At 62.0% G+C, this 21,833-nt stretch carries 23 protein-coding genes; 10 read left to right on the forward strand and 13 right to left on the reverse strand.

The genetic code is table 11. The features are described from left to right. The gene (gene ppk1 / locus H4I92_RS05505) at positions 1 to 2,103 is read right to left on the reverse strand and encodes a polyphosphate kinase 1 (protein ID WP_077529654.1); all 2,103 of its coding nucleotides are present in this window, start codon (positions 2,101 to 2,103) and stop codon (positions 1 to 3) included. Positions 2,104 to 2,112: 9 nt separating this feature from the next. Beyond that, positions 2,113 to 3,126, reverse strand: coding sequence for a porphobilinogen synthase (gene hemB, locus H4I92_RS05510; protein ID WP_281247509.1), 1,014 nt, complete (start codon positions 3,124 to 3,126; stop codon positions 2,113 to 2,115). A gap of 311 nt (positions 3,127 to 3,437) precedes the next feature. Here hemB and H4I92_RS05515 point away from each other — a divergent pair, with 311 nt between their 5' ends. The 9 genes from H4I92_RS05515 (at position 3,438) to H4I92_RS05555 (ending at position 9,278) form a co-directional block, all read left to right on the forward strand. Then, positions 3,438 to 4,070: a TetR/AcrR family transcriptional regulator gene (locus tag H4I92_RS05515; RefSeq protein ID WP_077529655.1), complete on the forward strand. Its 633-nt coding sequence runs from the start codon at positions 3,438 to 3,440 to the stop codon at positions 4,068 to 4,070. Further along, positions 4,067 to 5,752, forward strand: a complete 1,686-nt coding sequence (locus H4I92_RS05520; RefSeq protein ID WP_077529656.1) for an isovaleryl-CoA dehydrogenase — start codon at positions 4,067 to 4,069, stop codon at positions 5,750 to 5,752. Before H4I92_RS05515 ends, H4I92_RS05520 begins: the two co-directional genes overlap by 4 nt. After that, complete coding sequence (locus H4I92_RS05525; protein ID WP_077529657.1) at positions 5,752 to 6,042, forward strand: DUF503 domain-containing protein; 291 nt, start codon at positions 5,752 to 5,754, stop codon at positions 6,040 to 6,042. The genes H4I92_RS05520 and H4I92_RS05525 overlap by 1 nt, the downstream gene beginning before the upstream one ends. Before the next feature lie 67 nt (positions 6,043 to 6,109). Beyond that, the gene (locus H4I92_RS05530) at positions 6,110 to 6,520 is read left to right on the forward strand and encodes a GFA family protein (RefSeq protein WP_077529658.1); all 411 of its coding nucleotides are present in this window, start codon (positions 6,110 to 6,112) and stop codon (positions 6,518 to 6,520) included. 19 nt (positions 6,521 to 6,539) lie between these two features. Continuing rightward, complete coding sequence (locus H4I92_RS05535) at positions 6,540 to 6,944, forward strand: VOC family protein (RefSeq protein WP_077529659.1); 405 nt, start codon at positions 6,540 to 6,542, stop codon at positions 6,942 to 6,944. 15 nt (positions 6,945 to 6,959) lie between these two features. Then, positions 6,960 to 7,592 (forward strand): Crp/Fnr family transcriptional regulator, encoded by a 633-nt coding sequence (locus H4I92_RS05540; protein WP_077529660.1) that lies wholly within the window; start codon positions 6,960 to 6,962, stop codon positions 7,590 to 7,592. 71 nt (positions 7,593 to 7,663) lie between these two features. After that, a complete protein-coding gene (locus tag H4I92_RS05545) occupies positions 7,664 to 8,407 on the forward strand; it encodes an SDR family NAD(P)-dependent oxidoreductase (RefSeq protein WP_077529661.1) in 744 nt (247 codons plus the stop codon). 34 nt (positions 8,408 to 8,441) lie between these two features. After that, a complete protein-coding gene (locus H4I92_RS05550) occupies positions 8,442 to 8,711 on the forward strand; it encodes a putative quinol monooxygenase (RefSeq protein WP_179105630.1) in 270 nt (89 codons plus the stop codon). 72 nt (positions 8,712 to 8,783) lie between these two features. Beyond that, entirely contained in the window at positions 8,784 to 9,278 is a 495-nt protein-coding gene (locus H4I92_RS05555) for a DinB family protein (RefSeq protein WP_077529663.1), read from the forward strand. A 246-nt stretch (positions 9,279 to 9,524) separates the two neighbouring features. Here H4I92_RS05555 and H4I92_RS05560 read toward each other — a convergent pair whose 3' ends face one another. Beyond that, positions 9,525 to 9,794 carry a hypothetical protein gene (locus H4I92_RS05560; RefSeq protein ID WP_077529664.1) on the reverse strand — a complete coding sequence of 90 codons (270 nt, stop codon included), beginning with the start codon at positions 9,792 to 9,794 and terminating at the stop codon, positions 9,525 to 9,527. A gap of 144 nt (positions 9,795 to 9,938) precedes the next feature. Next, complete coding sequence (locus tag H4I92_RS05565) at positions 9,939 to 12,164, reverse strand: hypothetical protein (RefSeq protein ID WP_245800854.1); 2,226 nt, start codon at positions 12,162 to 12,164, stop codon at positions 9,939 to 9,941. Positions 12,165 to 12,398: 234 nt separating this feature from the next. Between H4I92_RS05565 and panP the strand changes: the two genes are divergently transcribed. Then, entirely contained in the window at positions 12,399 to 14,069 is a 1,671-nt protein-coding gene (panP, locus tag H4I92_RS05570; RefSeq protein ID WP_077529665.1) for a pyridoxal-dependent aspartate 1-decarboxylase PanP, read from the forward strand. Here the strand turns inward: panP and H4I92_RS05575 are convergent. From H4I92_RS05575 to H4I92_RS05615, 9 genes are all read right to left on the reverse strand, one after another. Next, positions 14,063 to 14,329 (reverse strand): hypothetical protein, encoded by a 267-nt coding sequence (locus tag H4I92_RS05575; protein ID WP_077529666.1) that lies wholly within the window; start codon positions 14,327 to 14,329, stop codon positions 14,063 to 14,065. The genes panP and H4I92_RS05575 overlap by 7 nt on opposite strands. A 60-nt stretch (positions 14,330 to 14,389) precedes the next feature. Beyond that, positions 14,390 to 15,964, reverse strand: a complete 1,575-nt coding sequence (locus H4I92_RS05580) for an inorganic phosphate transporter (protein WP_077529667.1) — start codon at positions 15,962 to 15,964, stop codon at positions 14,390 to 14,392. 169 nt (positions 15,965 to 16,133) lie between these two features. Then, positions 16,134 to 16,901 (reverse strand): twin-arginine translocase subunit TatC, encoded by a 768-nt coding sequence (gene tatC / locus H4I92_RS05585; RefSeq protein WP_077529668.1) that lies wholly within the window; start codon positions 16,899 to 16,901, stop codon positions 16,134 to 16,136. Continuing rightward, the gene (locus H4I92_RS05590) at positions 16,898 to 17,254 is read right to left on the reverse strand and encodes a twin-arginine translocase TatA/TatE family subunit (RefSeq protein ID WP_077529669.1); all 357 of its coding nucleotides are present in this window, start codon (positions 17,252 to 17,254) and stop codon (positions 16,898 to 16,900) included. Before H4I92_RS05590 ends, tatC begins: the two co-directional genes overlap by 4 nt. A gap of 6 nt (positions 17,255 to 17,260) precedes the next feature. Continuing rightward, positions 17,261 to 17,539, reverse strand: coding sequence for a twin-arginine translocase TatA/TatE family subunit (locus H4I92_RS05595; RefSeq protein ID WP_077529670.1), 279 nt, complete (start codon positions 17,537 to 17,539; stop codon positions 17,261 to 17,263). Between the two features lie 57 nt (positions 17,540 to 17,596). After that, positions 17,597 to 18,166: a hypothetical protein gene (locus H4I92_RS05600; RefSeq protein ID WP_077529671.1), complete on the reverse strand. Its 570-nt coding sequence runs from the start codon at positions 18,164 to 18,166 to the stop codon at positions 17,597 to 17,599. 47 nt (positions 18,167 to 18,213) lie between these two features. Next, entirely contained in the window at positions 18,214 to 19,608 is a 1,395-nt protein-coding gene (locus H4I92_RS05605) for an alkaline phosphatase PhoX (RefSeq protein WP_077529672.1), read from the reverse strand. A 169-nt stretch (positions 19,609 to 19,777) separates the two neighbouring features. Continuing rightward, positions 19,778 to 20,635 (reverse strand): acyl-CoA thioesterase, encoded by an 858-nt coding sequence (locus tag H4I92_RS05610; protein ID WP_077529673.1) that lies wholly within the window; start codon positions 20,633 to 20,635, stop codon positions 19,778 to 19,780. Between the two features lie 29 nt (positions 20,636 to 20,664). Continuing rightward, the gene (locus tag H4I92_RS05615; protein ID WP_077529674.1) at positions 20,665 to 21,828 is read right to left on the reverse strand and encodes an NAD(P)/FAD-dependent oxidoreductase; all 1,164 of its coding nucleotides are present in this window, start codon (positions 21,826 to 21,828) and stop codon (positions 20,665 to 20,667) included. Between the last annotated feature and the right edge of the window lie 5 nt (positions 21,829 to 21,833).

The raw sequence follows: 21,833 nt of genomic DNA on the forward strand, positions 1-21,833 counted from the left end.
TCAACTGGACCCCGTCAGGCGCTGCATCAGGGCCTGCTGGGAGGCCACCCGCTTCTCGCCCGCCGCCGGCTGGCGCTGGTGATAGTTGCCATCGGGCTGCAGCTCCCAGCTCTGGGCGTTATCCCGCAGGTAGACTTCAAGGTCGCGCCGCAACCGTCGCGCCAGCCGTCGATCCTCGACGGGGAAGCAGGTCTCGACCCGGTTGATCAGGTTGCGCTCCATCCAGTCAGCGCTGGAACAGTACACCTCCGGCTCACCGGCATTGGCGAACCAGTAGACGCGACTGTGCTCCAGAAAGCGGCCGATGATGGAGACCACACGGATATTCTCCGACAGCCCTTCCACACCGGGCCTCAGGCAGCAGATCCCGCGTACGATCAGGTCCACCTGGACGCCCGCACAGGACGCCCGGTACAGGGCCCGAATCACCTCCGCTTCGGTCAGGCCATTGACCTTGACGATAATGCGGGCACGCTTGCCAGCGAGGGCGTTCGTGGTCTCACGCTCAATCAGCTCGAGCACTCGCTGATGCAGGGTAAAGGGCGCATGCAGCAGCTTCTGGATGCGCAGGGTCTTGCCCATACCGGTAAGCTGCTGGAAGATCTTGTTAACGTCATCACCCAGGGCATCGTCACAGCTCATGAAACTGTAGTCGGTGTAGAGACGGGCATTGCCCGCGTGATAGTTGCCGGTGCCGAGGTGCACATAGCGCTTGAGGCGGCCGTTCTCACGGCGCACGATCAGGATCATCTTGGCGTGGGTCTTGTAGCCCACAACCCCGTAGACCACGATTACGCCGGCCTCCTGGAGCCGGCTGGCCAGTTCCAGGTTCTCGGCCTCGTCGAAGCGGGCCCGCAGCTCGATCACCGCTGTCACTTCCTTGCCCCGGCGTGCCGCCTCGGCCAGCGCCTCCACCATCTCGGAGTCCGCGCCGGTGCGGTAGAGGGTCTGGCGGATGGCCAGCACCTGCGGGTCCCGCGCCGCCTGGCGCAGGAAATCCACCACCGGCGAGAAACTCTCATAGGGGTGCAGCAGCAACACATCCTGCTGGCGAACGGCATCCAGGGTGCTGTCGCGGCCCTTGAGGGTCTTGGGGAGCCCCGGCGTCATGGGCGCGTACTGCAGGTCCGGCCGGTTCACCAGTTCACTCACGGCAGTCAGGCGTGCCAGGTTCACCGGCCCATTGGCCCAGTAGAGCTCGCGCTCGGTGAGGCCGAACTGGCGCAGCAGGAAATCCGCCAGGTGGCGCGGGCAGTTGTCCGCCACCTCCAGGCGCACCGCATCGCCGAAGCGCCGGCTCAGCAGCTCACCGCGCAGGGCCGAGGCCAGGTCCTCCAGGTCATCCTCCAGCTCCAGGTCCGCGTTACGCGTGAGGCGGAACTGATAGCAGCCCTTGATGCGCATGCCGGGGAACAGCAGGTTGGCGTGCGCGTGGATCATCGAGGACAGGAACACCAGGTTGTCGCCACTCTCGCAGACCTCGTCCGGCAGCCGCACAAGACGGGGCAGCGAACGGGGGGCCGGTACAATAGCCATCCCCGTCTCACGACCGAAGGCATCCTTGCCTTCCAGCTCCACAACGAAGTTAAGGCTCTTGTTGACCAGGCGCGGCAGCGGGTGGGAGGGATCCAGGCCGATGGGGTTCACCACCGGCATGATCTCGTCCCGGAAGTAGCGGGCCACCCAGTCCGCCTGGGCCCGGGTCCAGTCGCGGCGGCGCACGAAGTGGATGTTCTGCTCGCGCAGTTCGGGAATGATCCGTTCGTTCAGGATCCGGTACTGTTCCGCTACGTAACGGTGGGCAACCTCCGAGATCTCGTTCAGCGTCTGCTGGGGCGCGCGCCCATCCGGACCCGGCACTTCCCGGCCGTACTTGAGCTGCTGGCGCAGGCCGGCGGCGCGGATCTCGAAGAACTCGTCCATGTTGCTGCTGAAGATGCAGCAGAACATCAGCCGTTCCAGCAGCGGATGACTCTCGTCGCAGGCCTGGCGCAGCACCCGGTAATTGAACTGAAGGTGGCTGAGCTCGCGATTGAAATAGTTCTCCGGCGCCTTCAGGTCCGGCAGCTGCAGGCCACTGGTATCGGTAACCGCCTGGTTCATGATGCGTCCTTATCCGTTGGTGCCCCTAAGCAGGCGTGCAGCCCTGACCGCGAAATAGGTGAGGATGGCATCGGCGCCAGCGCGGCGCAGGGCGGTCAGGCTCTCCATCATCACCGCATCGGCGTCCAGCCAGCCCTTCTCGCCGGCCGCCATGTGCATGGCGTACTCACCACTGACCTGATAGGCGAACACTGGTACCCGGAATTCATTGTGCACCTGATTGATTACATCCAGGTAGGGCATGCCGGGCTTGACCATGACCATATCCGCGCCCTCTCCCAGGTCCAGAGCCACCTCTTCCAGCGCCTCACCCAGATTGCCGGGATCCATCTGGTAGGTCCGCTTGTCACCACCACCCAGGTTGGCCGCTGAGCCCACCGCGTCCCGGAAGGGCCCATAGTAGCTGGAGGCATACTTCGCAGAATAGGCCATGATCCGGGTGTTCACACAACCTTCATCTTCCAGCGCCTCGCGGATCACACCGATGCGCCCGTCCATCATGTCCGAAGGCGCCACCACGTCCGCCCCGGCACGGGCATGGGAAACGGCCTGGCGCACCAGCGCCACCAGTGTCTCGTCATTGAGCACGTAGCCACTGTCATCAATGATTCCGTCCTGGCCGTGACTGGTGAACGGATCCAGCGCCACGTCCGTCATGACGCCCAGCTCCGGGAAGCGCTGCTTGATCGCCCGCACCGCCTGCTGCGCCAGGCCGTCAGGATTCCAGGACTCGGCGGCATCCTCACTCTTGAGTTCCGGCGGAGTGACCGGAAACAGCGCCACTGCCGGTATACCCAGATCCACCACCTCTTCCAGATGAATCAGGAGCTGGTCAATGCTGTAGCGTTCAACCCCCGGCATTGAGGGAACCGGCTCCGTCTGCCCCTCTCCCGGCAACACGAAGACCGGATAGATCAGGTCATCCGCGCCCAGGCGCGTCTCACGCACCAGCCGGCGGGAAAACCCATCGCGACGGTTGCGGCGCATGCGGGTTGCGGGGAATTCTCGGCTTTGGTGGGTCACTGCTTGCCTCCTGTTCCAGATCGTCCCGTTATTGATTCCATTATGCCAGAGAGCACCCACCAGCCGGGCAGGATTCCTGCCAGCCAGAGGATGTGTTTTTTTGTTGCAGGCAGTGTCGGGCTGGAGTCACGCATCTAGACTGAAAGTCAGGCCGGTTGCCTGCAGCACCCGACCTCTATCCCTTGAAGTACCGTTCAGCCGGGCTCCCCGAGCCCGGCTTTTTTACCGCTTCCTTTTCTGATTGACAGAACTTGACGCAAGAACTGAACTCTAGTTCAATTATTCTGGAATGCCCGGATTCAGGAGCACTCATGGCCTATCGCGAAACGCCACGCATGCGGGCTCGCAAGGAAGCCACGCGCCAGCGCATCCTGGATATTACCCAGCAACTGGTTGCATCAGGCGGCTTCGGTGCCGCCTCCGTAGCGCGGGTTGCGGAGGAGTCTGGTGTTGCGATTGGTTCTGTCTACCGGCATTTCGACTCCAAGAGCGACCTGTTTGCGGAAGTCTTCCGGCACGCCACTGAAGTGGAGGTCAACCGTGTCGGTGAGGCGCTGAATACCTCAGCCCCTGCCGATAAGGCATTGGCTGAAGCCCTGGAAGTCTTTGCCAGGAGAGCCATCCGTTCGCCCACCATGGCATGGGCGCTGATTGCTGAACCGGTGGGCCCCCTGGTCGATGAGGAACGCCTGCGTTACCGCCAAGCTTACGCGGAACTTTTTGAACAGACCCTGATCCGGGGCATGCGCGAGGGATGCTTCCGCCCGGACCAGAACTCGAAACTCAGCAGTGCCGCCACGGTCGGTGCCATTGCCGAAGCACTGGTCGGCCCCCTGTCACCCGCCGCCGACGGACTCGACAGGGACAGCGCCGAACAACTGATCCATGACGTCGTACGGCTCTGCCTGCAAGCCGTACGCGCACCGGGAGGACAACAACAATGAACGCACCCTTCGAGAGCAACCAGGACGGCGCCTTTCTGGCGGACACCCACGAGGTGTTCAACCAGCCGCCGGCACTGGAAGACTACAACCTCTACCGCGAGGACCGTGCCCTCCAGGAAGCGGTCCGGCGCGAAGGCGCCGCAAGGGCGGAAAGCGAACTGGACGTTTACGGCGCCATCACCGGCCGCTCGGATGTCATCGAACTCGGCCACAGCGCCAACGCCAACAAGCCGGAGTTCCATACCCACGACCGTTTTGGGCACCGCATCGACGAAGTGCGCTTCCACCCCGCCTACCATGAGCTGATGACCATGGCGCTGGAAGGCGGCCTGCACAGCGCCCCCTGGACCGACCCCGGTGAAGGCGCCCACGTCGCCCGGGCGGCCCGCTACTACATGCACAGCCAGGTGGAGGCGGCCCACTGCTGCCCCATTACCATGACTTTTGCCTGTGTTCCGGCGCTGAAGAAACAGCCGGAGCTGGCGGAAACCTGGCTTCCGAAGATCCTCAACCGCCACTACGATCCTCGCAACGTCCCTGTCTCGGAAAAACAGGCCGTCACCATCGGCATGGCCATGACCGAAAAGCAGGGCGGCTCCGATGTGCGCGCCAACACCACCAAGGCCTACCCGCTGGCGGAAGAGGGCGCAGGCAAGGCATACCAGCTCGTGGGTCACAAGTGGTTCGTCTCCGCCCCCATGTGCGATGCCTTCCTGGTTCTGGCCCAGGCCCCCGGCGGCCTGAGCTGTTTCCTGATGCCGCGCTGGCGCCCGGACGGCACGAAGAATACGATGCAGATCCAGCGCCTCAAGAACAAGATGGGCAACGTCGCCAACGCCTCCAGCGAGGCGGAGCTGCGCGGTGCCCATGCCTGGATGGTGGGCGAAGAAGGCCGTGGCGTGGCCACCATCATCGAGATGGTCGCCATGACCCGCTATGACTGCATGATCGGCTCCGCCGCCGGCCAGCGCCAGGCGGCGGCCCAGGCGCTGCACCACTGCGCCTATCGGGATGCCTTCGGTGGCCGCCTCAACCAGCAGCCACTGATGCAGAACGTACTGGCGGACCTGGCCCTGGAGAGCGAGGGCTCCGTAGCCCTGACCATGCGCATGGCACGCGCCATGGACCAGCAGGACGACCCGGAAGAGCGCAACCTGGTGCGGTTGGTCACGGCCGTGGGCAAGTACTGGATCTGTAAGCGCACGCCCCAGCACGCCTACGAGGCCATGGAATGCATCGGCGGCAGCGGCCTGATGGAGGACTGCATCATGCCTCGGCTTCTGCGTGAATCGCCGGTCAACGCCATCTGGGAAGGCAGCGGCAACGTCCAGTGCCTGGACGTGCTGCGGGCCATGAACCGGGAACCGGGCGTGCTCGACAGTTTCTTCGCCGAAGTGAACCGGGCCCGGGGCATGAACGCGGACTTCGATGCGTTCACCAGTGAACTGGAAAACGAGTTCCGCCACAGTGACAATCTGGAGTACCGTGCCCGCAACCTGACCGACCGCATGGCGCTTGCCATCCAGGCGTCACTGCTGCTGCGCGGGGACAACCAGACCGTTGCCGGAGGTTTCTGCGCCGGGCGCCTGCGCCAGCGCGATCACTTCCAGTTCGGCAACCTGCCCGATGATGTCGACTGCGCCGCCATCATCGAGCGCGCCACCCCGAGCGTGGAGGACTGATGGAGCATCCGCACGTCGGCGTCATGACCCTGCATTTCCAGGTCTACGGCTGCGAGACGGTGCGGGACAAGAAACGCGTCTTCTCGGCCATGCGCGGGGTCTGGGGCAGGGAACCGGATCTGGCCGTGGCCGAGATTGCCGACCAGGACGACCCCGGCCTCGCCACCTGGAGCATCGTCACCACCGGCCCGGACCCGCAGCTCCTCCAGCACCGCCTGCAGGAAGTGGAAAAGGCCATCCTCGCCCGCATTGATGCCCCGATTCTCGACACACAGATCGAGATCGACTGACGCCAACCACCATCCCGGATAGACTCACCTGAGGAACCTCAGCTGAACCCAAAGGGAGGACTGGCTCATGAAAGGCACCTGTCTCTGTGGGGCGATCCAGGTTACGGCGCCCGACCATACCGACATCAGCGTCTGCCACTGCACCATGTGCCGGCGATGGGGCGGAAGCCCGATGTTTGCCGTGCACTGCGGACCCGGGGTGCAGTTCAGCGGCAGCTCTACCCCTGCCACCTACCGGTCCTCGGAATGGGCGGAACGCGGCTTCTGCCCCAACTGCGGAACGCATCTGTACTTCCATTACCTCCCGGAGGATGATTATGTACTGGCAGCCGGTCTCTTCCAGGAGTCGGAGACGTTCCGCATCGCCGGCCAGATCTTCATTGATGAAAAGCCGGACTACTATGCGCTTGCCAATGACACCGAGACCCTGACGGGAGAGCAGGTATTCGCTCAGTTCGCCGGGGATTCATCGTCCTGATCGGACAGGGAGGCATCCGATGAAACCAAAGATCAGCCTGATCACCCTGGGTGTTGACGACCTCGACAGGGCCACCCGTTTCTACGGCGAAGGATTGGGCCTGCCGCAGTATGACTTTGAAGGGGAAGGCGTCGCCTTTTTCAGCCTGGAGGGCACCTGGCTGGCGCTGTATCCAAGGGCGGAACTTGCCCGCGACATCGGGATCACCGTTGCGGAAGGGCCCGCCCATGCCAGCGTGACCCTGGCCCATAACGCCCCCAGCCGCGAAGATGTCGACACGGTCCTTGCCCAGGCGGTCGCCGCCGGCGCCACCCTCATCAAACCGGCCAAGGAGGTTTTCTGGGGTGGCTATTCCGGTTATTTCCAGGATCCGGAAGGGCATTACTGGGAGGTCGCCTTCAATCCTTTCATGGACCTGACCTGATCAAGCAGGAGCAGGATGTCGATTCAACCACTCAATCACGCCGGTTTCGACACTGACGATACCCGGCCAGGAAACGCAAAAGTGCGGGAGGCACTTGCGTTAGCCCTGGGAGGCGATACGGCGTCATCCCTTGTCACCCGACTGGCTGATGCCTTCGTGGAGCGGCGCTTCAGGAAGGCGGAGGCTGTTCTGTTGGCCGGAGAACAATGGCAGCAGGTACTCTTCATTGAGCAGGGTATGCTGCGTCTGTATTACAGCGACGAAGAAGGACGAGAATTCAACAAAGGGTTCTTTCAGGAGGGTCAGCTAATCTGGCCTGTAGCGCCCAGCGCCCGCCAGGAACCAAGCCTTTTCAGTATCCTGTGCCTTGAACACTGCTCAATCCGGGTTGCTGATTTTGACTGGTTCCGGAGGCAGCTTGAGAGTGCCGGACTATGGTCCAGGTTCGCCTTGCCTTTCACGGAATGGCTCGCGGAGGAGAAATTCCTGCGTGAATACGAGCTGTTGCTCTATCCAGCCTTGGAGCGTTACCAGCACTTCCAGAACCAGTATCCGGAACTGGCAGCGCGGGTTCCCGACTATCATCTGGCGTCTTATCTGGGCATGAGCAACGTCACTCTGTCACGGATCAAGCGACACGGTGTTTAGCCTGTGTTAATGCACCGGAACCGCGTAGGGCGGAAGATGCAGTTGTTCCATCTGACACGGGAGCAACCGCAATGCATGAAACCAGTGAGCATACCGTACTTGTCACCGGCGGCACCCAAGGTATTGGATTGGCTATCAGCCAAGCCTTTTCGAAACGGGGTAGCCGGGTCATAACGGTTGGACGTCACCCCACAGAGGATCCAACTCCGACCCATCATATTCAAGCAGACCTTACCACCCAGGATGGGTGTCAGGAGGTGACCCGATATTTCCGGGAGGCGGAGGAAGGGTTGGATGTACTGGTCAATAACGCCGGAGTAGCCCGGTTCACCATGCTGGAAGCAACAGAGGATGGACTGCTTGAGGAACAAATGGCCGTGAACCTGCTTGCTCCCTACCGTATGGTCCGCGACCTCCTGCCGCAATTGCGGGAGCGCAGAGGCTGCGTAATCAACATATCGTCCTACTTTGCCCGCCGCATGCTGCCTGATCGCCCTTCCTCCGCCTACTCCATGACGAAAGGGGGACTGGATGCCCTTACGGGGGCGCTGGCCTTTGAACTGGGTCCCGAAGGGGTACGAGTCAATGGCATTGCGCCAGGCACAGTGGATACGCCTCTGTTTCGCCAAAACCTCGCTGCATTACCCGAGCAGTCGCGTGAGGCATTCAGACAGGCTGTACCCCGACTGTACCCGCTGGGACGACTTGGGCAACCGGGAGACGTGGCAGCCCTCGCATGTTTCCTGGCTTCCGCCGAAGCGGGTTGGATGACAGGGGCCGTTGTACCGGTGGATGGCGGACTGACAACTCATTGAGGAAATAATGCGGACAACAGCAGTCATCAAACAGGTGGAACTGGAAGCCGTTGGTGATCCGGCAGCAACAAGGAAAGCACTGGCGGAACTGGTCAGGCATACCCGTGCGGAACCGGGCTGCATTCTCTTCGAGATTCACGAACACAGTGATAACAGCAGTCGCTTCAGCCTGTGGGAACACTTTGTCGATCAGGCCGCCTTTGATGAGCATCTGGCGGAAGCTCATACCCGAGCCTTCTTTGAAAGAGGCTGGACTCGGTTAGTTCAAAGACAGGATCTGCGACTTTTGGAAACAGCCCCCTGAAACGGTTTAAAACATGTCCGCGCCGGTTATCATCCAACCAGGACCTGATAACCCGCCGGACAAGGAGGCGTCATGCTGACCTACGCACACACCATGGCCCGCTACAACCGCTGGATGAACCGGCGCCTTTATGACGTCTGCGGACGTCTTTCCGACGAAGCCAGGAAGCAGGACATGGGCGCGTTTTTCCGTTCCATCCACGGCACGCTCAATCACCTGCTGCTGACTGATCGGCTCTGGATGGGCCGATTCACCGGGGAAGGGTATACGATCCAGTCCCTCGACCAGGAGCTGTACGCCGACTTCGAGACGCTCCGGGCCGAACGTGAGTACGAGGACAACAGGATCCTCGAATGGGTGGCGTCACTGGATCATGAAACGATCGAGGGAGACCTGGTCTACACCAGTGCCGTCAGCCCCGAGCCCAGGCGCCTCCCGTTCCGGCTGGCCCTGACCCACTTCTTCAACCACCAGACCCATCACCGTGGCCAGCTCACCACGCTGATCACCCAGCAAGGGATTGACCCTGGCGTGACGGATCTCATCTGGTTGCCTGAAGAGGCATAATGACCGCTACCGGATCAGCTGGCTCTGGGGACTGATGACCGCGACCAGTCTCAGGCCACCCGGCTGACAGTGCCCTTTCCCTTCCAGCCCCGAGAGGCCCCTATGAGCATGGATCATCATGAAGTCGGAACCCTGTACCCAGCAGCACTCGCACCAGGTCCAGACCAACGCTGATACCCGCACTTACCCAATAAAAAGCCGGGCACAGGGCCCGGCTTTTCTGGAACAGAATGCTGACACCACTAACTAGTCAGTGCTCTCCTCGATACTATCCCCGGCTTCTTCAGCGCTTTCTTCCATCTCGTCGGCAACTTCCCCGGCGGTCTCCTCAGCCTGCTCCATGGAATCCTCCTGGGTACCGGTCAGATCCTCGGTGGTTTCCTCGGCGCTGTCGGCGGTATCCTCGGCCATTTCTTCCATGTCCTCGCCTGCTTCCTCCATGGAGGAGTCATCACCGCAGCCTGCAAGGCCCAGAGCTGCAACAAGTGCAAGACCGATTATCCATTCACGTTTCATAGCGACACCTTCCTTCTCATCTGGAATGTGCCGCGAACTTTCACATTCTTTTACGCGTCGGGCAATAACAGGCTGATTACCATTAATTCAGTCTGATCAGAACCTTAGCCGTAATGCCTGGACGGTCTCCGGGCCACTGCCGGGCTACAGGTCATCGTTCAGCGAGATCATCTGGGTCTTGCTGATGCGGTGCCTGTAGATCTCGCGCAGGTACTTGATCGCCTTCTTGATGTTGTCCCGGTTCAGCCGGATGTCATTGATCGAGACGAAGTTGCTCCGGTCATGGCACATCTCCCGGTACTTCTTCTCATACATCGGCTTGATGGCGTACCAGTTGGTGTCGAGGATCTTGGCCGGATTCTCAAACTCGTTGAGCATCTCATCCACCAGCTGCTCATCGAACTCATCGTTCTTGATGAATTGGAGCATGCTGCGATCCAGGGTGTCATCAAAACGGGCACTCTCATTCGCGAAGCAGCGCTTGATGTAGGCCGTAATCAGGGTGAGGAAGTCATCACTCAGGCACGGGCTCTTGACCACCAGGGTGGTCAGCGAGAGGTTCGCCGAGGCCCCGATCACCAGGGCGTAGCGCTTCAGAGTGGTGTTCGGGAAGAGCGCGTTCAGGTGTGTCTTGAGCCGATTCAGGTCCACATAGGAGAGTTTGTAGTCCTTGGGCAGCGACACGATCGAGACAATGGACGAGCAGTTCTGGAAGAAGTGCAAGTCGCTCAGGGTCTCGGCGTTGTAGCCTGAGTCCCGGAAGCGCTTGAGCCGCTCGCGGTAACGCTCGGACTCGATCGGCAGCAGGCTCACGCCCTCGATGGCCTGGGTGACCTTGTTGAAGTGCGGCAGGTCGATGGACCGATAGAAGAGGTCATCAATGTCCAGCCGCGACTCCTCATCGAAGCGCCGCCGGTCTCCCACATCCTGGGGCGTGGTCGGCACCACGGATTCCGCATAGGCCACCGCCACCGGTCCGGCCAGGCTCATGAACAGGTCGTTGGCGTCCAGGCGAATGGTCTCGCCAATGTCCACACCGGCACGGCGGAAGTAGTCCTCGTCGTAATCGGTGGTCACCGCCTGGGCCGTGAGGATGTTGAAGATCTGCTGGGAGATGTACTGGTTGGCGTACTTCTCCATGGCGTTCACATCCACGTACTGGATGTTGCCGTCATCCGTCTGCTCGGCGTAGCGCATGATGTCGTTGGAGATCAGCATCATGGCGTTCCAGGGCCGGATGCGGTTCATCATGTTCTCGTCGCTGGTCTCCTCCGTGTCGAAGTTGTAGGAGAAGTCCCACTCTTCAGAGAGGTACTTGCACAGCAGGCGCCCGGCGTTAATATGCAGCGCCTCGGACATCTCCACTTGGTTGTCTTGGATATTGGGCAGGATACAGATGCCGCTGGTGAAAATGGGCTCGAAGATGAAGGCATGATCCTGATTCTGGAGGCCAGTGTCCTCCAGCTTGGGGTCAAAGGTCTTGCGCATGTAGGCGTATTGCTGCGCCAGCCCGAACTCCGAGGCCATGCCTGAACCAGTGCCGCCACCAGCGGAGAAGATGTAGAAGTAAAGGCGTGACTGGTTCGCCTTGATACCGCAGGAGTCGATCAGGTAGGAGTGGATGAACTTCCAGTCCTCGTTGCTGAACTGCTGGGTATCCTTGTTGAGGATGATCTTTGCCAGGTACTGGCCGAGGATGGGCGCGTTACCCGCACCACCGGCGTGAACCTCGGAAAGGTCCATGATCTTGAGCTTGTTGTAGTCGTCCAGGAGGTAGTTGTCGTCCTCCTTGTTATGGGTCAGCTGGATGCGGCCCTCGATGTCCTTGTCCAGATCCCCCAGCATCACCATGGGCTCGATCAGGAACACCGGTTTCACCGAATTCGGCGTGGGCAGGTTGAGGCTGTTGCGGATCCAGCGCATCGGGCCCACTTCCTTCTCGCGGCTGCGCCGCTCCTCGCTGTTCAGCTCCTGCAGGTAATAGGTCCGGGCACTGTGCACCAGTGCGGCGACATCCAGCGCGATATTGGAACCGCACCGGCCCAGCCCAATCAGGCATACGGACGGGAAGACCTGATCATTACGCCCGGTCTTGTCCGGCGCCGCACCGGTAATGGTGTTGGGGAACACATTGGCCCGGAGCTCGTCCAGATTCGAAAGAATCTGGTCAAGATCCTTCTCAGTGAAGTACATATAGGGCTCCGGTGACGTGCTGCTCTGACCACCAGAGCCCGTGCGGCGGCGCGTTCCGCCCGACTTGCCTTTACCGCTGGATTTCGCCTGACTGGCACGGCCACTCTTCTGTTTGGCGGTGGTCTCTTCGGCCGCCTGCTCCGTCTGCTCTTCCCCGGTCGTATTCGACTCGCTCATGACCTGATACCCGTCTCTGTGCCGCGCTGAATAGATGGTACATTACTGGATTTTCACCCTCTATCAAGATAGCTTCCCCCACGCATTTCGCAATCCTCCGGTTGCAATTCGACACATACCAGCACGCAGCACCAGAAGCGGCGGATGCTGGTCTGGCGTAAGCTCAGTCCTTATACTTTCTGGTTTGGGCACCTGACGATGAACGCCCTGCAACTCACCGGAGCCCGAGCAGTCATGAGCGGCCAGAGAAAAACCGCACAAGCCAGTCTGGAGGCGATGTACCGGATCTTCACGATCCCAGAGGCCCCGGATTCGACGCTCAGCCGTTTGGATCAGGACATATCCCGGAACCTGACTGGCTTCCTGCAGGACCACATCGTGGCCCTGGAGCGCGAGATGGGCGAGATGGAGAAAGACTTTCAAGAGCCTCGCGTTCCGGAAAAGCCCATCTTCGTTTCCGAGCAGGCCCAGTTTCTTCTGGACAAGCTGGTCTCCCAATCCGTCCACACGGCCTCACCCAGTTTTGTGGGGCACATGACCTCGGCCCTGCCGTACTTCATGCTGCCGCTTTCCAAGATCATGATCGCCCTGAACCAGAACCTGGTTAAGACCGAGACTTCCAAGGCCTTCACCCCGCTGGAGCGCCAGGTACTGGGCATGCTTCACCATCTGGTCTACGGCTGTGAGGACGCCTGGTACCGGCAATGGATGCATGACCCGCATCACGCGCTCGGGGCCATGTGCTCCGGGGGTACCATCGCCAACCTCACGGCACTGTGGGTAGCCCGTAACCATGCCTTCCCCCCTGAGGGCGGATTCAGGGGGGTACACCGTGAAGGACTCTTCCGCGCGCTGCGTTTCTACGGTCATGAAGGGGCCGCGGTACTGGTATCCGAACGGGGCCACTACTCGCTCACCAAGGCGGCTGATGTTCTCGGGATTGGGCGTGACAGCCTGATCCCCATTGCCACGGATGCCGACAACCGCATCGACCCGGACGCCCTGCGTGACCGCTGCCTGGAGCTCCAGCGCCAGAAGATCAAGGTTCTGTCGATTGTGGGTATTGCCGGCACCACGGAAACAGGGCATGTGGACCCACTGGAGACCCTGGCGGATATCGCGCAGGAATTCCGCGCCCACTTCCATGTGGATGCGGCCTGGGGTGGACCCACCCTGTTCTCCCGCCAGCACCGGTACCGGCTCAATGGCGTCGAGAAGGCGGACTCGGTCACCATTGATGCCCACAAGCAGCTCTACACGCCCCAGGGCGCGGGCATGGTGCTGTTCCGGAATCCGGCCTCGGTAAGCGTGATCGAACACCACGCGCAGTACATCATCCGCAAGGGGTCCAAGGATCTGGGCAGCACCACGCTGGAAGGCTCACGCCCCGGCATGGCCATGCTGATCCACTCCGGGCTGCGCATTATCGGGCGGGAAGGGTACGAGATCCTGATCGATCAGGGTATTGAGAAGGCCCAGTCCTTTGCGGCCATGATCCGCGGGCACGATGACTTCGAGCTGATCACCGAGCCCGAGCTCAACATCCTGACCTACCGCTACTCACCAGCCCGGGCCCAGGAGGCCCTGGCGCAGGCGGACGAAGTGGCGGCTGAACGCATCAACGCCAGCCTCAACCGCATCACCCGGTTCATCCAGAAAACGCAGCGGGAGCGCGGCAAGTCCTTTGTTTCACGGACACAGCTGGAACCGGCCCAGCACAACCACTACCCCTGCGTGGTATTCCGGGTCGTTCTGGCCAACCCGCTGACCACCCACGAGATTCTCAGTGACATACTGGAAGAGCAGTCGGGCATCGCGCGCGAAGAGCGTATTGCGGGAGAGCGCCGGGCCCTGGAGTCGGCCGTCGCGTCAGTGCTGGAAGGGACGGAAAAGGCGGCTCAGTAGAGCGCCTGCTCCTCCTCCAGAACATCCTCGATCACGTCCAGGAAGATCTCATCCGCCTCACTGTGGGCCTCCGGAATCCGCACAATGGTCTGGGCGCTGATCTCCCGGGCAATCTGTTCCCGGGCGTCGCGCTCCTGGCGGTGCTCACGGGCAATCTCCATACAGCGCGCAGCCACGGTGGGTTCGCTCAGGACCTTGCGAATGAAGCCCCGGAGCTCATCAATGATCTTCTGCTGGCGGCTTTCAGTGGGCGTTGTCATCAATCTCTCCTGACTGGGGGCGGTTGCTGGATGATCAGTTCGCCCCAGTATAGCAATGCATCAGACGAAAATGCCGCGCAGCGTGAAATAGAACATGGCGGCCAGCAACCCGGAAGCCGGCACCGTGATCACCCAGGCGGCCACGATCTTGAGCATCAGATGGCGCTTGACCATCTCCTCCTGGTAGATCTTCTTCAGGCGCTTGCGTTCCTTCTTCTTCAGGCGTACTTCCGTCTGCTTTTCCTTTGTCTGGCGGATCATGGCCTCCATCTCTTCGATGGACGCCCGGCGGAAATCATCCAGAAACGCCTGCAGCTGCTCCCGGTCGTTCCCCTGGTGATGCTCCAGGATGCCGTGCAGGCGACTGGCGTAGTTGGTCTTGAGGAATTCTCGCAGAAAGCCGACCCCGAAGACGGCACCCAGCGCAATGTGTGTGGAGCTCACCGGCAGCCCCAGCTGAGAGGCGATGATCACGGTAATGGCCGCCGCCAGAGCAATGCAGTAGGCGCGCGTCTTGTCCAGCTCCGTGATCTCGCTGCCCACAGTTTTGATCAGACGAGGCCCGTAGAGAGCGAGCCCCACTGCCAGACCCACGGCGCCCAACAGCATGACCCACAGCGGAATCGGTGCCTGGCCGGCGATGTCACCGCTGGTGATGGCCTCGTTGATGGCCGCAACCGGGCCAATGGCATTGGCCACGTCATTGGCGCCATGGGCAAATGAAAGCAGTGCCGCCGCGAAGATCAGCGGGATGGTGAACAGACCGTTCACGCCCTCGGTGCTGTTGGCCATGGTCGCGGCCTGGCGCACGATACTGGCGCGCACTATCAGGAAGGCGGCGGCCGCCACCAGCAGGCCCACGCCGGCGGCCTCGAGGAAGCTGGCATCCCAGATCTCGGGCAGCGCCTTGATGACCAGATAGGTGGCAAAGGCCCAGGCCATGACCGCAATCAGCCAGGGCACCACCCGGCGCGCCGCCATTACCCGGTCCTGTTTGTACAGCACGGTCAGCTTGATCAGATAGAGGAAGGCGGCGGAAATCAGGCCACCCAGCATCGGCGAGATGACCCATGACGCGACGATGCTGGCCATCACGCCCCAGTTCGCAATGGCCAGCCCACCGGCAGCCAGCCCGGCCCCGAGCACGCCACCCACGATCGAGTGCGTGGTGGAGACCGGCGCACCCAGTATCGTTGCCAGATTGAGCCACATGGCGCCGGCCAGCACCGCGCCAGTCATCAGCCATATGAAGTTGCGGGGGTCACCCACCATCTCCGGATTGATGATGCCGCCCTTGATGGTGCTGATCACCTCGCCGCCGGCGATCAACGCACCCGCCGCCTCGAAGATGGCGGCGATGATGACCGCCCCAGTCATGGTCAGGGCCCCGGACCCAACCGAGGGCCCGACGTTGTTGGCCACATCGTTGGCCCCGATATTCATGGCCATGTAGCCGCCGAAAAGCGCGGCTACCAGCAGCAGCGGGGAACCTGGAACGCTCAGCCCTCCGAAATGCATGAAGGCCCAGATCAGGAGCAGGAACAGGCTCCCCACACCCAGACGGAAAAGACGGGCGGCGGAGGCATCGGAGGCAAGGTAATCGGCAGTGGCGTCAGGTACGGCTGGCTGAGTCATGAGTCACCATCTTCAAGGTCGGACCGATGATTGCAGCCGCACTATAATGGACACTGTCACAAAAATGAAACGTGGTTTATTGTCGCGTTCGCTTGCCGCATATCCCCTCAGCCATTAATTCCTTTGATGCCAGAGGGTTGTGCAGCACCATCATCCGCCACGCCAGCTCTCACCCGCTGCCTCGCCAACGCACAACAAGAATTGAGATTTCATAGAGGCCCAGCACCGGAATCCCAAGCGCCAACTGCGAAACCAGGTCCGGTGGCGTTACCAGTGCCGCCGCGCCAAACACGAGGACCACCATGTGCTTCCGGAAGGCCCTGAGCCCTTCCAGATCCACCATACCGGCTCGCGCGAGCAGCAGGACCACCAACGGCAGCTCGAAACTCAGCCCGAACACCATGATCAGCTGGAGCACCAGCGACAGGTACTCACTCACGCGCGCCTCCAGTTCCACGGGCATCCCGCCGACGGTATTCCCGCTGCTCTCGAACCCCACGAAGAATTCCCACGCCAGCGGAAATACCCCATAGAAGGCGACGGCCGCGCCTACCGTGAACAGTACGGGCGTGCACCACAGAAAGGGGCGCATGGCTCGGCGCTCATGCTGGTACAGCCCCGGCACCAGGAACTTCCAGACCTGGTTCAGGATTAGCGGCATGGCCACGAAAACCGCCACGAAGAGTGACAGTTTCAGGTGCGTCACGAAGGCTTCCTGCAACCCCGTGTAGATCATCCGCCGATCCTGGTTGTCACCAAAGGCCTCGACCAAGGGCTGGGTCAGGAACGCGTAAATATGTTCCGAGAACGCGTACGCCACCCCGAAAGCCCCCAGACAGAAGACAACCACGCGCAGCAGGCGCCGGCGCAGCTCCATCAGGTGGGTCAGCAGCGGGGCCCTTGAGAGGTCCAGCACCTCGTCCCCAACCTCACTCATTGCTCTGTCTCCCGTTCGCCCTGGCCTGAGCGCTCCTCGATTGCTCTCGACCAGGCAGCTTCCGCATCATGGTGCGGCTGCGCGTCCCCATGCGGGGCGGTCATGCGCATGGCTTCCCGGACTTCCTCCGGTAAGAGCTCATGGCGTTCACCCTGCGCCTTCTCCGGATGGCTCGCGGCATCAATCTCCTGCTCCAACCGGGTAACACCGTTCATCGCATCACGGTAGAGCCGCCGCCCCTTCTGCACCGCGCCACCGATGGTGCGGGCCAGTCCGGGCAGCTCCCGGGGCCCGACCACCAGCAGTGCAAGCACCGCCACAAACAGCAACTCGCTCCAGCTCAGGTCAAACACGCCAGCTCACTCCTCCGTCGCGGCGCCCCGGCGGCTCGCATTGGCTTCCTTGCCGGGGGCATCCGCTCCGGCCTCCTCCTCCGGGGCTGCGGTACTGTCGGGCAGTGCTGCGCTCGCAGCGCCCTCACCACGGCCGCTGCCGCCAGTATCACCATCCCCGACGCCACTGCGAAAACTCTTGATGCCTTCAGCCAGATCCCCCATCAATTGCGGAATACGGCCACGGCCGAACAGCAGCAGGAACAGCAGCACAATCAGGGCAATCTGCCAGAATCCCAGACTCATAACGGTTCTCCCTTGATCGGGCGAAAAGTGGCCCCATCCGGAGCCACTCCCGGCTTGTCAGGCCAGTTCCGGCTTGCGCCCGGGGCGCACAACACCGCAGGCCACCAGCAGGCTGAGCCCTCCCGCCATCAGGAAGAGCGCGGATGTCTCCGGAACCTGGGAAACCGACATCTCGTAGCTGAAGCTGCCGCCGGTCTGGAACCCGTCACCAACACCGCCCAGTGCCAGGGTATAGACCGCCCCATCGGCCAGGTCTGTTTTCAGGAACTCAAAGGGCCCGTAGAACGGGTTATTCCCGTCCACATAGGCGAGGTCAGCGAAATCCCCGTTGTTACTGAACGCCAGCGCATCGCTGAATGACGCCACCTCGCCCCGATAGAGGCTGACCCCCATGGTGGTGTCGCCGGAGACACTGACACTCAACGTCTCACCGGGGCTCCCGGTCAGCGTCCAGAAATCCACGCCGTTGCCGGTGGCGGACTCGGTCAGCCAGGCGTCGTTGGCGTCGACATCCCCGGAAAAGGTGCCGCCACCGGTAACATCGCCGGTGACCGGCATGGCATGAACGGATGCCGACACCGCCAGGGTGGCCAGCAGTGCGGTGAAAAAGAAGCGCTTGAACCTCATGGCTGTTCCTCCTTGCTTTCCATTGCGTGATGTTGAATAACGGCGCCTCAGAGGCTGCCCTTTTCCCAGGGACCGGTGATGGCAAAGGTCACCCCCGGGTCCTGGATGTTCACGAACAGCCAGCGATTGTAGAAGGTCGCTCCAGCCCACTCGCGGCCCCGATAGTCACCCGCACCGATGTGGTTGGCGGCCCCTGGAAAATGGGAATCGATGGTGGCGACATCGCCGTTGTTCAGACTGATGCGATTGCGCGCGAAGGGGAAAACAGTGGCGTCCCGGTTCACCGCGATCAGCCGCTGCTGGGCCTGACCGCCATCCTCGCAGACAAGCAGACCACCACGCGGACTCACGGCGATGTTGTCCGGGCTGTCCAGATCCGAGGCGCTGCGGCTCTCATAGATCATGGTCAGTTTCTGGCGGCGGGGGTCGTATTCATAGAGCTGACCGGTACGGTTGCTGCCCCCATCGGTAGCGCTGAAGAAAATCCGGCCTGAATCCTCCCAGCAACCTTCCAGACGGGTGAAGGTCGCGGCTCCCGGGGCCGACTCGAGCGCGCTGCCCTCTTCAGCCATGGGGTCGTTGACCGGCACCCATTCCACGTCCCAACTGGTGCCGTCAGCGAAGCTCGGGAACCGACCATTGTCACCGAACACAAAACCCGGCTGATCCTTCACCGCCAGGGCTTCCAGGGTACCGCCGGAGTGCAGGTCACCCCACTTGCCCTCGGGGCGGAACCGGTAGAACCCGGCCGGACGCGCATCCTCGGTCTCGTACATGATGCCGGTGGCAGGGTCGATGGCAACCGCCTCGTGGCTGAAGCGGCCCGCGGCCCGGATGGGCCTGGCATCGCTCACACCAAAGCCGGGCACCTCGAACACCCAGCCGTGCCCCTCCGCGGTTGTCTCCTCGCAGGAGATCCAGGTGCCCCAAGGCGTGCGACCACCAGCGCAATTACGGATGGTGCCTCCGAGTGAGGACCAGGAAGCCACGAACTTGCGATTCACCGTATCGAAGATCAGGTTGCTGGTGCCGCCGGCCTCGTTATCGTCGAACCAGTTCGGTGCCATCACGGCCGGGCGGTCACCAGCTGAGTTCTCGTGGTTGCGGACAATTGCAATCTCGTTGCCACGTGCCGCGACCACACTCATGCCATCGTGAGCACCCGAGGTGGGTGTATCGTCGGACATGACCTGCCCGTGCCAGCCATAAGTGATGTATTCAAAGCCTTCCGGCAGTTCCAGAAGCTCGAGACCGGTCACTTTGTCGGCCACCGGCTGCAGGGGGCCGTAGTCGCTGCTGAAGGTCTCGGCGGCCGCCACGGATTGGCCGCCAAGGGCAGCGAACGCAGCCGTGGCCGCTGTACCACTCTTGACGAAGTCACGCCGCGTAACGGCGATCTCTTGTGAGACATGGTCGATCAGTTGATGGAAATCCTTGTACATGATGCCCTCCCGGGGTTCAGGAAATAGGGATGGGCGATACTGCGTGATTCGCTCCTTGAGCACGCTCCGGCGGGATCGCCGGGAGGTGCAGGGCAGATACTGGGGCTGGAAGGTTAAAAGCCGCTGACAGGACGGTGATGTTTTGACAACAGTTTTTTGAAAGGCGGGTTCAGGTGCGCTGGCGGATCAGTGCCTCCTGCGCCACGGAAGCCACAAGCTCCCCGTTGCGATTGAAGAGCGTACCCCGGTTCATGCCCCGTCCGGAAGAAGCGCTGGGGCTGTCCATGTCATAGAGCAGCCAGTCATCCAGCCGCAGGGCGCGATGGAACCAGATGGCATGATCCAGGCTTGCCACCTGCAGGCCCGGCGTTGAGAACCCGGCGCCATGGGGGCGCATGGACGTGGCAAGCAGTCCGAAGTCTGAGGCATAGGCCAGGATCGCCCGGTGCAGAACGGGATCATCCGGAAGCGGGCCCCGCGCCCGGAACCAACTCTGGCGGCAGGGCTCTCCGGGTTCCGGCCTGAGCGGATCCGTTGGATCGACAGGGCGGATGTCGATCGCGCGCTCCTTCATCATCTGCTCCCGACGTTCCTCCGGGATCAGGTGGCGCACCTGCTCGTTCAGTGCCTCTTCGGATTCAAGCCCCTCCGGGTCCGGCGCAGCGGGGACATCAAACTGGTGCTCAAAGCCCTCCTCTGGAACCTGGAACGACACCATGGCCGTCAGGATCTCGCGCTCATCCTGACGGGCAATCACCCGGCGGACGCTGAAGGTGCCACCATCACGCACACGCTGAACCTCATAATCGATCCCACGGTGCGGGTTGCCCGGGCGCAGGAAATAGGCGTGCATGGAGTGCGCCAGCCGCCCCTCAACGGTACGGCTGGTGGCCATCAAACCCTGACCGAGCACCTGACCCCCGAACACATTGGGAAAGCCGAGATCATCGCTTTCGCCGCTGAAATGGTCGTCCCCGAGCGGCGCGACATCCAGCAGCCCTACAAGCTTGCGTGTTACCTCTTCCATACCACCGGCTCCCGTTATCAACCTGGTTCTCAGGCCGGCAGAATAGCCGGCACTTCCTTCGACAGCGACTGTTTCTCGCCCGCACAGTCACCGGTAACCGCAAAGCCGAGAAGATCACCATTTTCCGAGCGAAACAGGACACGCAGGCTGCAGCCCTCGCCCTCCACATGCCATTCGCCAGCCGCATCCGCCGGGGGCGGGCACACGGCCACGGGGCAGGCAGGCGTCTTCACCGTCACCGGCATGCTGCCGTAGTGCACCGGTGTGTGCTCGCCGGTAAGGCTTTTTGCCAGCGCTCGCGCCGCTGCCATCAGAGGCATGACGTAGGGCAACACATGCCCACAGACCTCGGCGCAGTCCCCCAGGGCATAGACACCCGGAGCGCTGGTCTCCAGATACTGGTTCACCCGGATACCGCGGCCGCACTCAAGTCCGGCGGCACTGGCCAGATCCGTACGTGGCTGCAGGCCGACGGCCGCAACCCCGAGATCCGCCTCGATCACACGGCCGTCGTCCAGAGTAACGCTGACACCACTACTGGTGCGGTGTACCGCCGTGGCGCTGCGTTCAAGATGAAACCGGACGCCGGCCTCTTCCAGCCCGGCCCGCACCGCTTCGGAGGCGGGTTCCGGCAGCAGCGCCGGAAGCACTCTGGCGTCCGGCGCCACGATTTCCACCTCAAAGCCACCCTTGATCAGGTCATTGGCGAACTCACAGCCGATCAGACCAGCGCCCAGGATCACCACACGACGCGCCCCGGCCACCCCCTCACGGAACTGGCCATAGTCCGTGAGGTCATTCACCTGATACAGGGCCTCCAGGCCATCACCTTCGAGTGGGATACGGATGGGGTTCGCGCCCCAGGCCAGCACCAGGCGGCCATAATCAAGCGTTCCGGCGTCCGTCGTAATCCGGCCGGCCTCCGGATCAATGGCCTCAACCCGTGTATGGGTCAGGATACGCGCATTGAGCGCCTCAGCCTGGGCATCCGCATCCGCCTGCGCCAGCTCATCGGCGGTCTTACCCTTGGCAAAACCGTTGGAAAGCATCGGCTTGGAGTAGCTCCGGCCGTCGTCGGCCGTCACCAGCACAAGCGGCGTCTCGGTGTCGAGCTTGCGCAGCTCCCGGGCCAGGGTGTAACCGGACAGTCCGGTCCCAATGATGACAACGGGCAGGTTCTGATTCTGGCTCATGGGCG

Source organism: Vreelandella halophila (assembly GCF_019903425.1).
GTDB classification, from domain to species: Bacteria; Pseudomonadota; Gammaproteobacteria; order Pseudomonadales; family Oleiphilaceae; genus Halospina; species Halospina halophila.

Bases quoted from the DNA above. Each gene is read 5' to 3' on its own strand.
- tatC (WP_077529668.1), bottom strand. From the start codon at position 16,901: ATGAGTGAGGTTGGGGACGAGGTGCTGGACCTCTCAAGGGCCCCGCTG.
- H4I92_RS05580 (WP_077529667.1), bottom strand. From the start codon at position 15,964: ATGACTCAGCCAGCCGTACCTGACGCCACTGCCGATTACCTTGCCTCC.
- H4I92_RS05575 (WP_077529666.1), bottom strand. From the start codon at position 14,329: ATGACAACGCCCACTGAAAGCCGCCAGCAGAAGATCATTGATGAGCTC.
- H4I92_RS05610 (WP_077529673.1), bottom strand. From the start codon at position 20,635: ATGGAAGAGGTAACACGCAAGCTTGTAGGGCTGCTGGATGTCGCGCCG.
- H4I92_RS05555 (WP_077529663.1), top strand. From the start codon at position 8,784: ATGCTGACCTACGCACACACCATGGCCCGCTACAACCGCTGGATGAAC.
- H4I92_RS05515 (WP_077529655.1), top strand. From the start codon at position 3,438: ATGGCCTATCGCGAAACGCCACGCATGCGGGCTCGCAAGGAAGCCACG.
- H4I92_RS05540 (WP_077529660.1), top strand. From the start codon at position 6,960: ATGTCGATTCAACCACTCAATCACGCCGGTTTCGACACTGACGATACC.
- panP (WP_077529665.1), top strand. From the start codon at position 12,399: ATGAGCGGCCAGAGAAAAACCGCACAAGCCAGTCTGGAGGCGATGTAC.
- H4I92_RS05565 (WP_245800854.1), bottom strand. From the start codon at position 12,164: ATGAGCGAGTCGAATACGACCGGGGAAGAGCAGACGGAGCAGGCGGCC.
- H4I92_RS05530 (WP_077529658.1), top strand. From the start codon at position 6,110: ATGAAAGGCACCTGTCTCTGTGGGGCGATCCAGGTTACGGCGCCCGAC.
- H4I92_RS05605 (WP_077529672.1), bottom strand. From the start codon at position 19,608: ATGTACAAGGATTTCCATCAACTGATCGACCATGTCTCACAAGAGATC.
- H4I92_RS05615 (WP_077529674.1), bottom strand. From the start codon at position 21,828: ATGAGCCAGAATCAGAACCTGCCCGTTGTCATCATTGGGACCGGACTG.
- H4I92_RS05535 (WP_077529659.1), top strand. From the start codon at position 6,540: ATGAAACCAAAGATCAGCCTGATCACCCTGGGTGTTGACGACCTCGAC.
- H4I92_RS05545 (WP_077529661.1), top strand. From the start codon at position 7,664: ATGCATGAAACCAGTGAGCATACCGTACTTGTCACCGGCGGCACCCAA.
- H4I92_RS05520 (WP_077529656.1), top strand. From the start codon at position 4,067: ATGAACGCACCCTTCGAGAGCAACCAGGACGGCGCCTTTCTGGCGGAC.
- H4I92_RS05600 (WP_077529671.1), bottom strand. From the start codon at position 18,166: ATGAGGTTCAAGCGCTTCTTTTTCACCGCACTGCTGGCCACCCTGGCG.
- H4I92_RS05595 (WP_077529670.1), bottom strand. From the start codon at position 17,539: ATGAGTCTGGGATTCTGGCAGATTGCCCTGATTGTGCTGCTGTTCCTG.
- H4I92_RS05525 (WP_077529657.1), top strand. From the start codon at position 5,752: ATGGAGCATCCGCACGTCGGCGTCATGACCCTGCATTTCCAGGTCTAC.
- H4I92_RS05560 (WP_077529664.1), bottom strand. From the start codon at position 9,794: ATGAAACGTGAATGGATAATCGGTCTTGCACTTGTTGCAGCTCTGGGC.
- ppk1 (WP_077529654.1), bottom strand. From the start codon at position 2,103: ATGAACCAGGCGGTTACCGATACCAGTGGCCTGCAGCTGCCGGACCTG.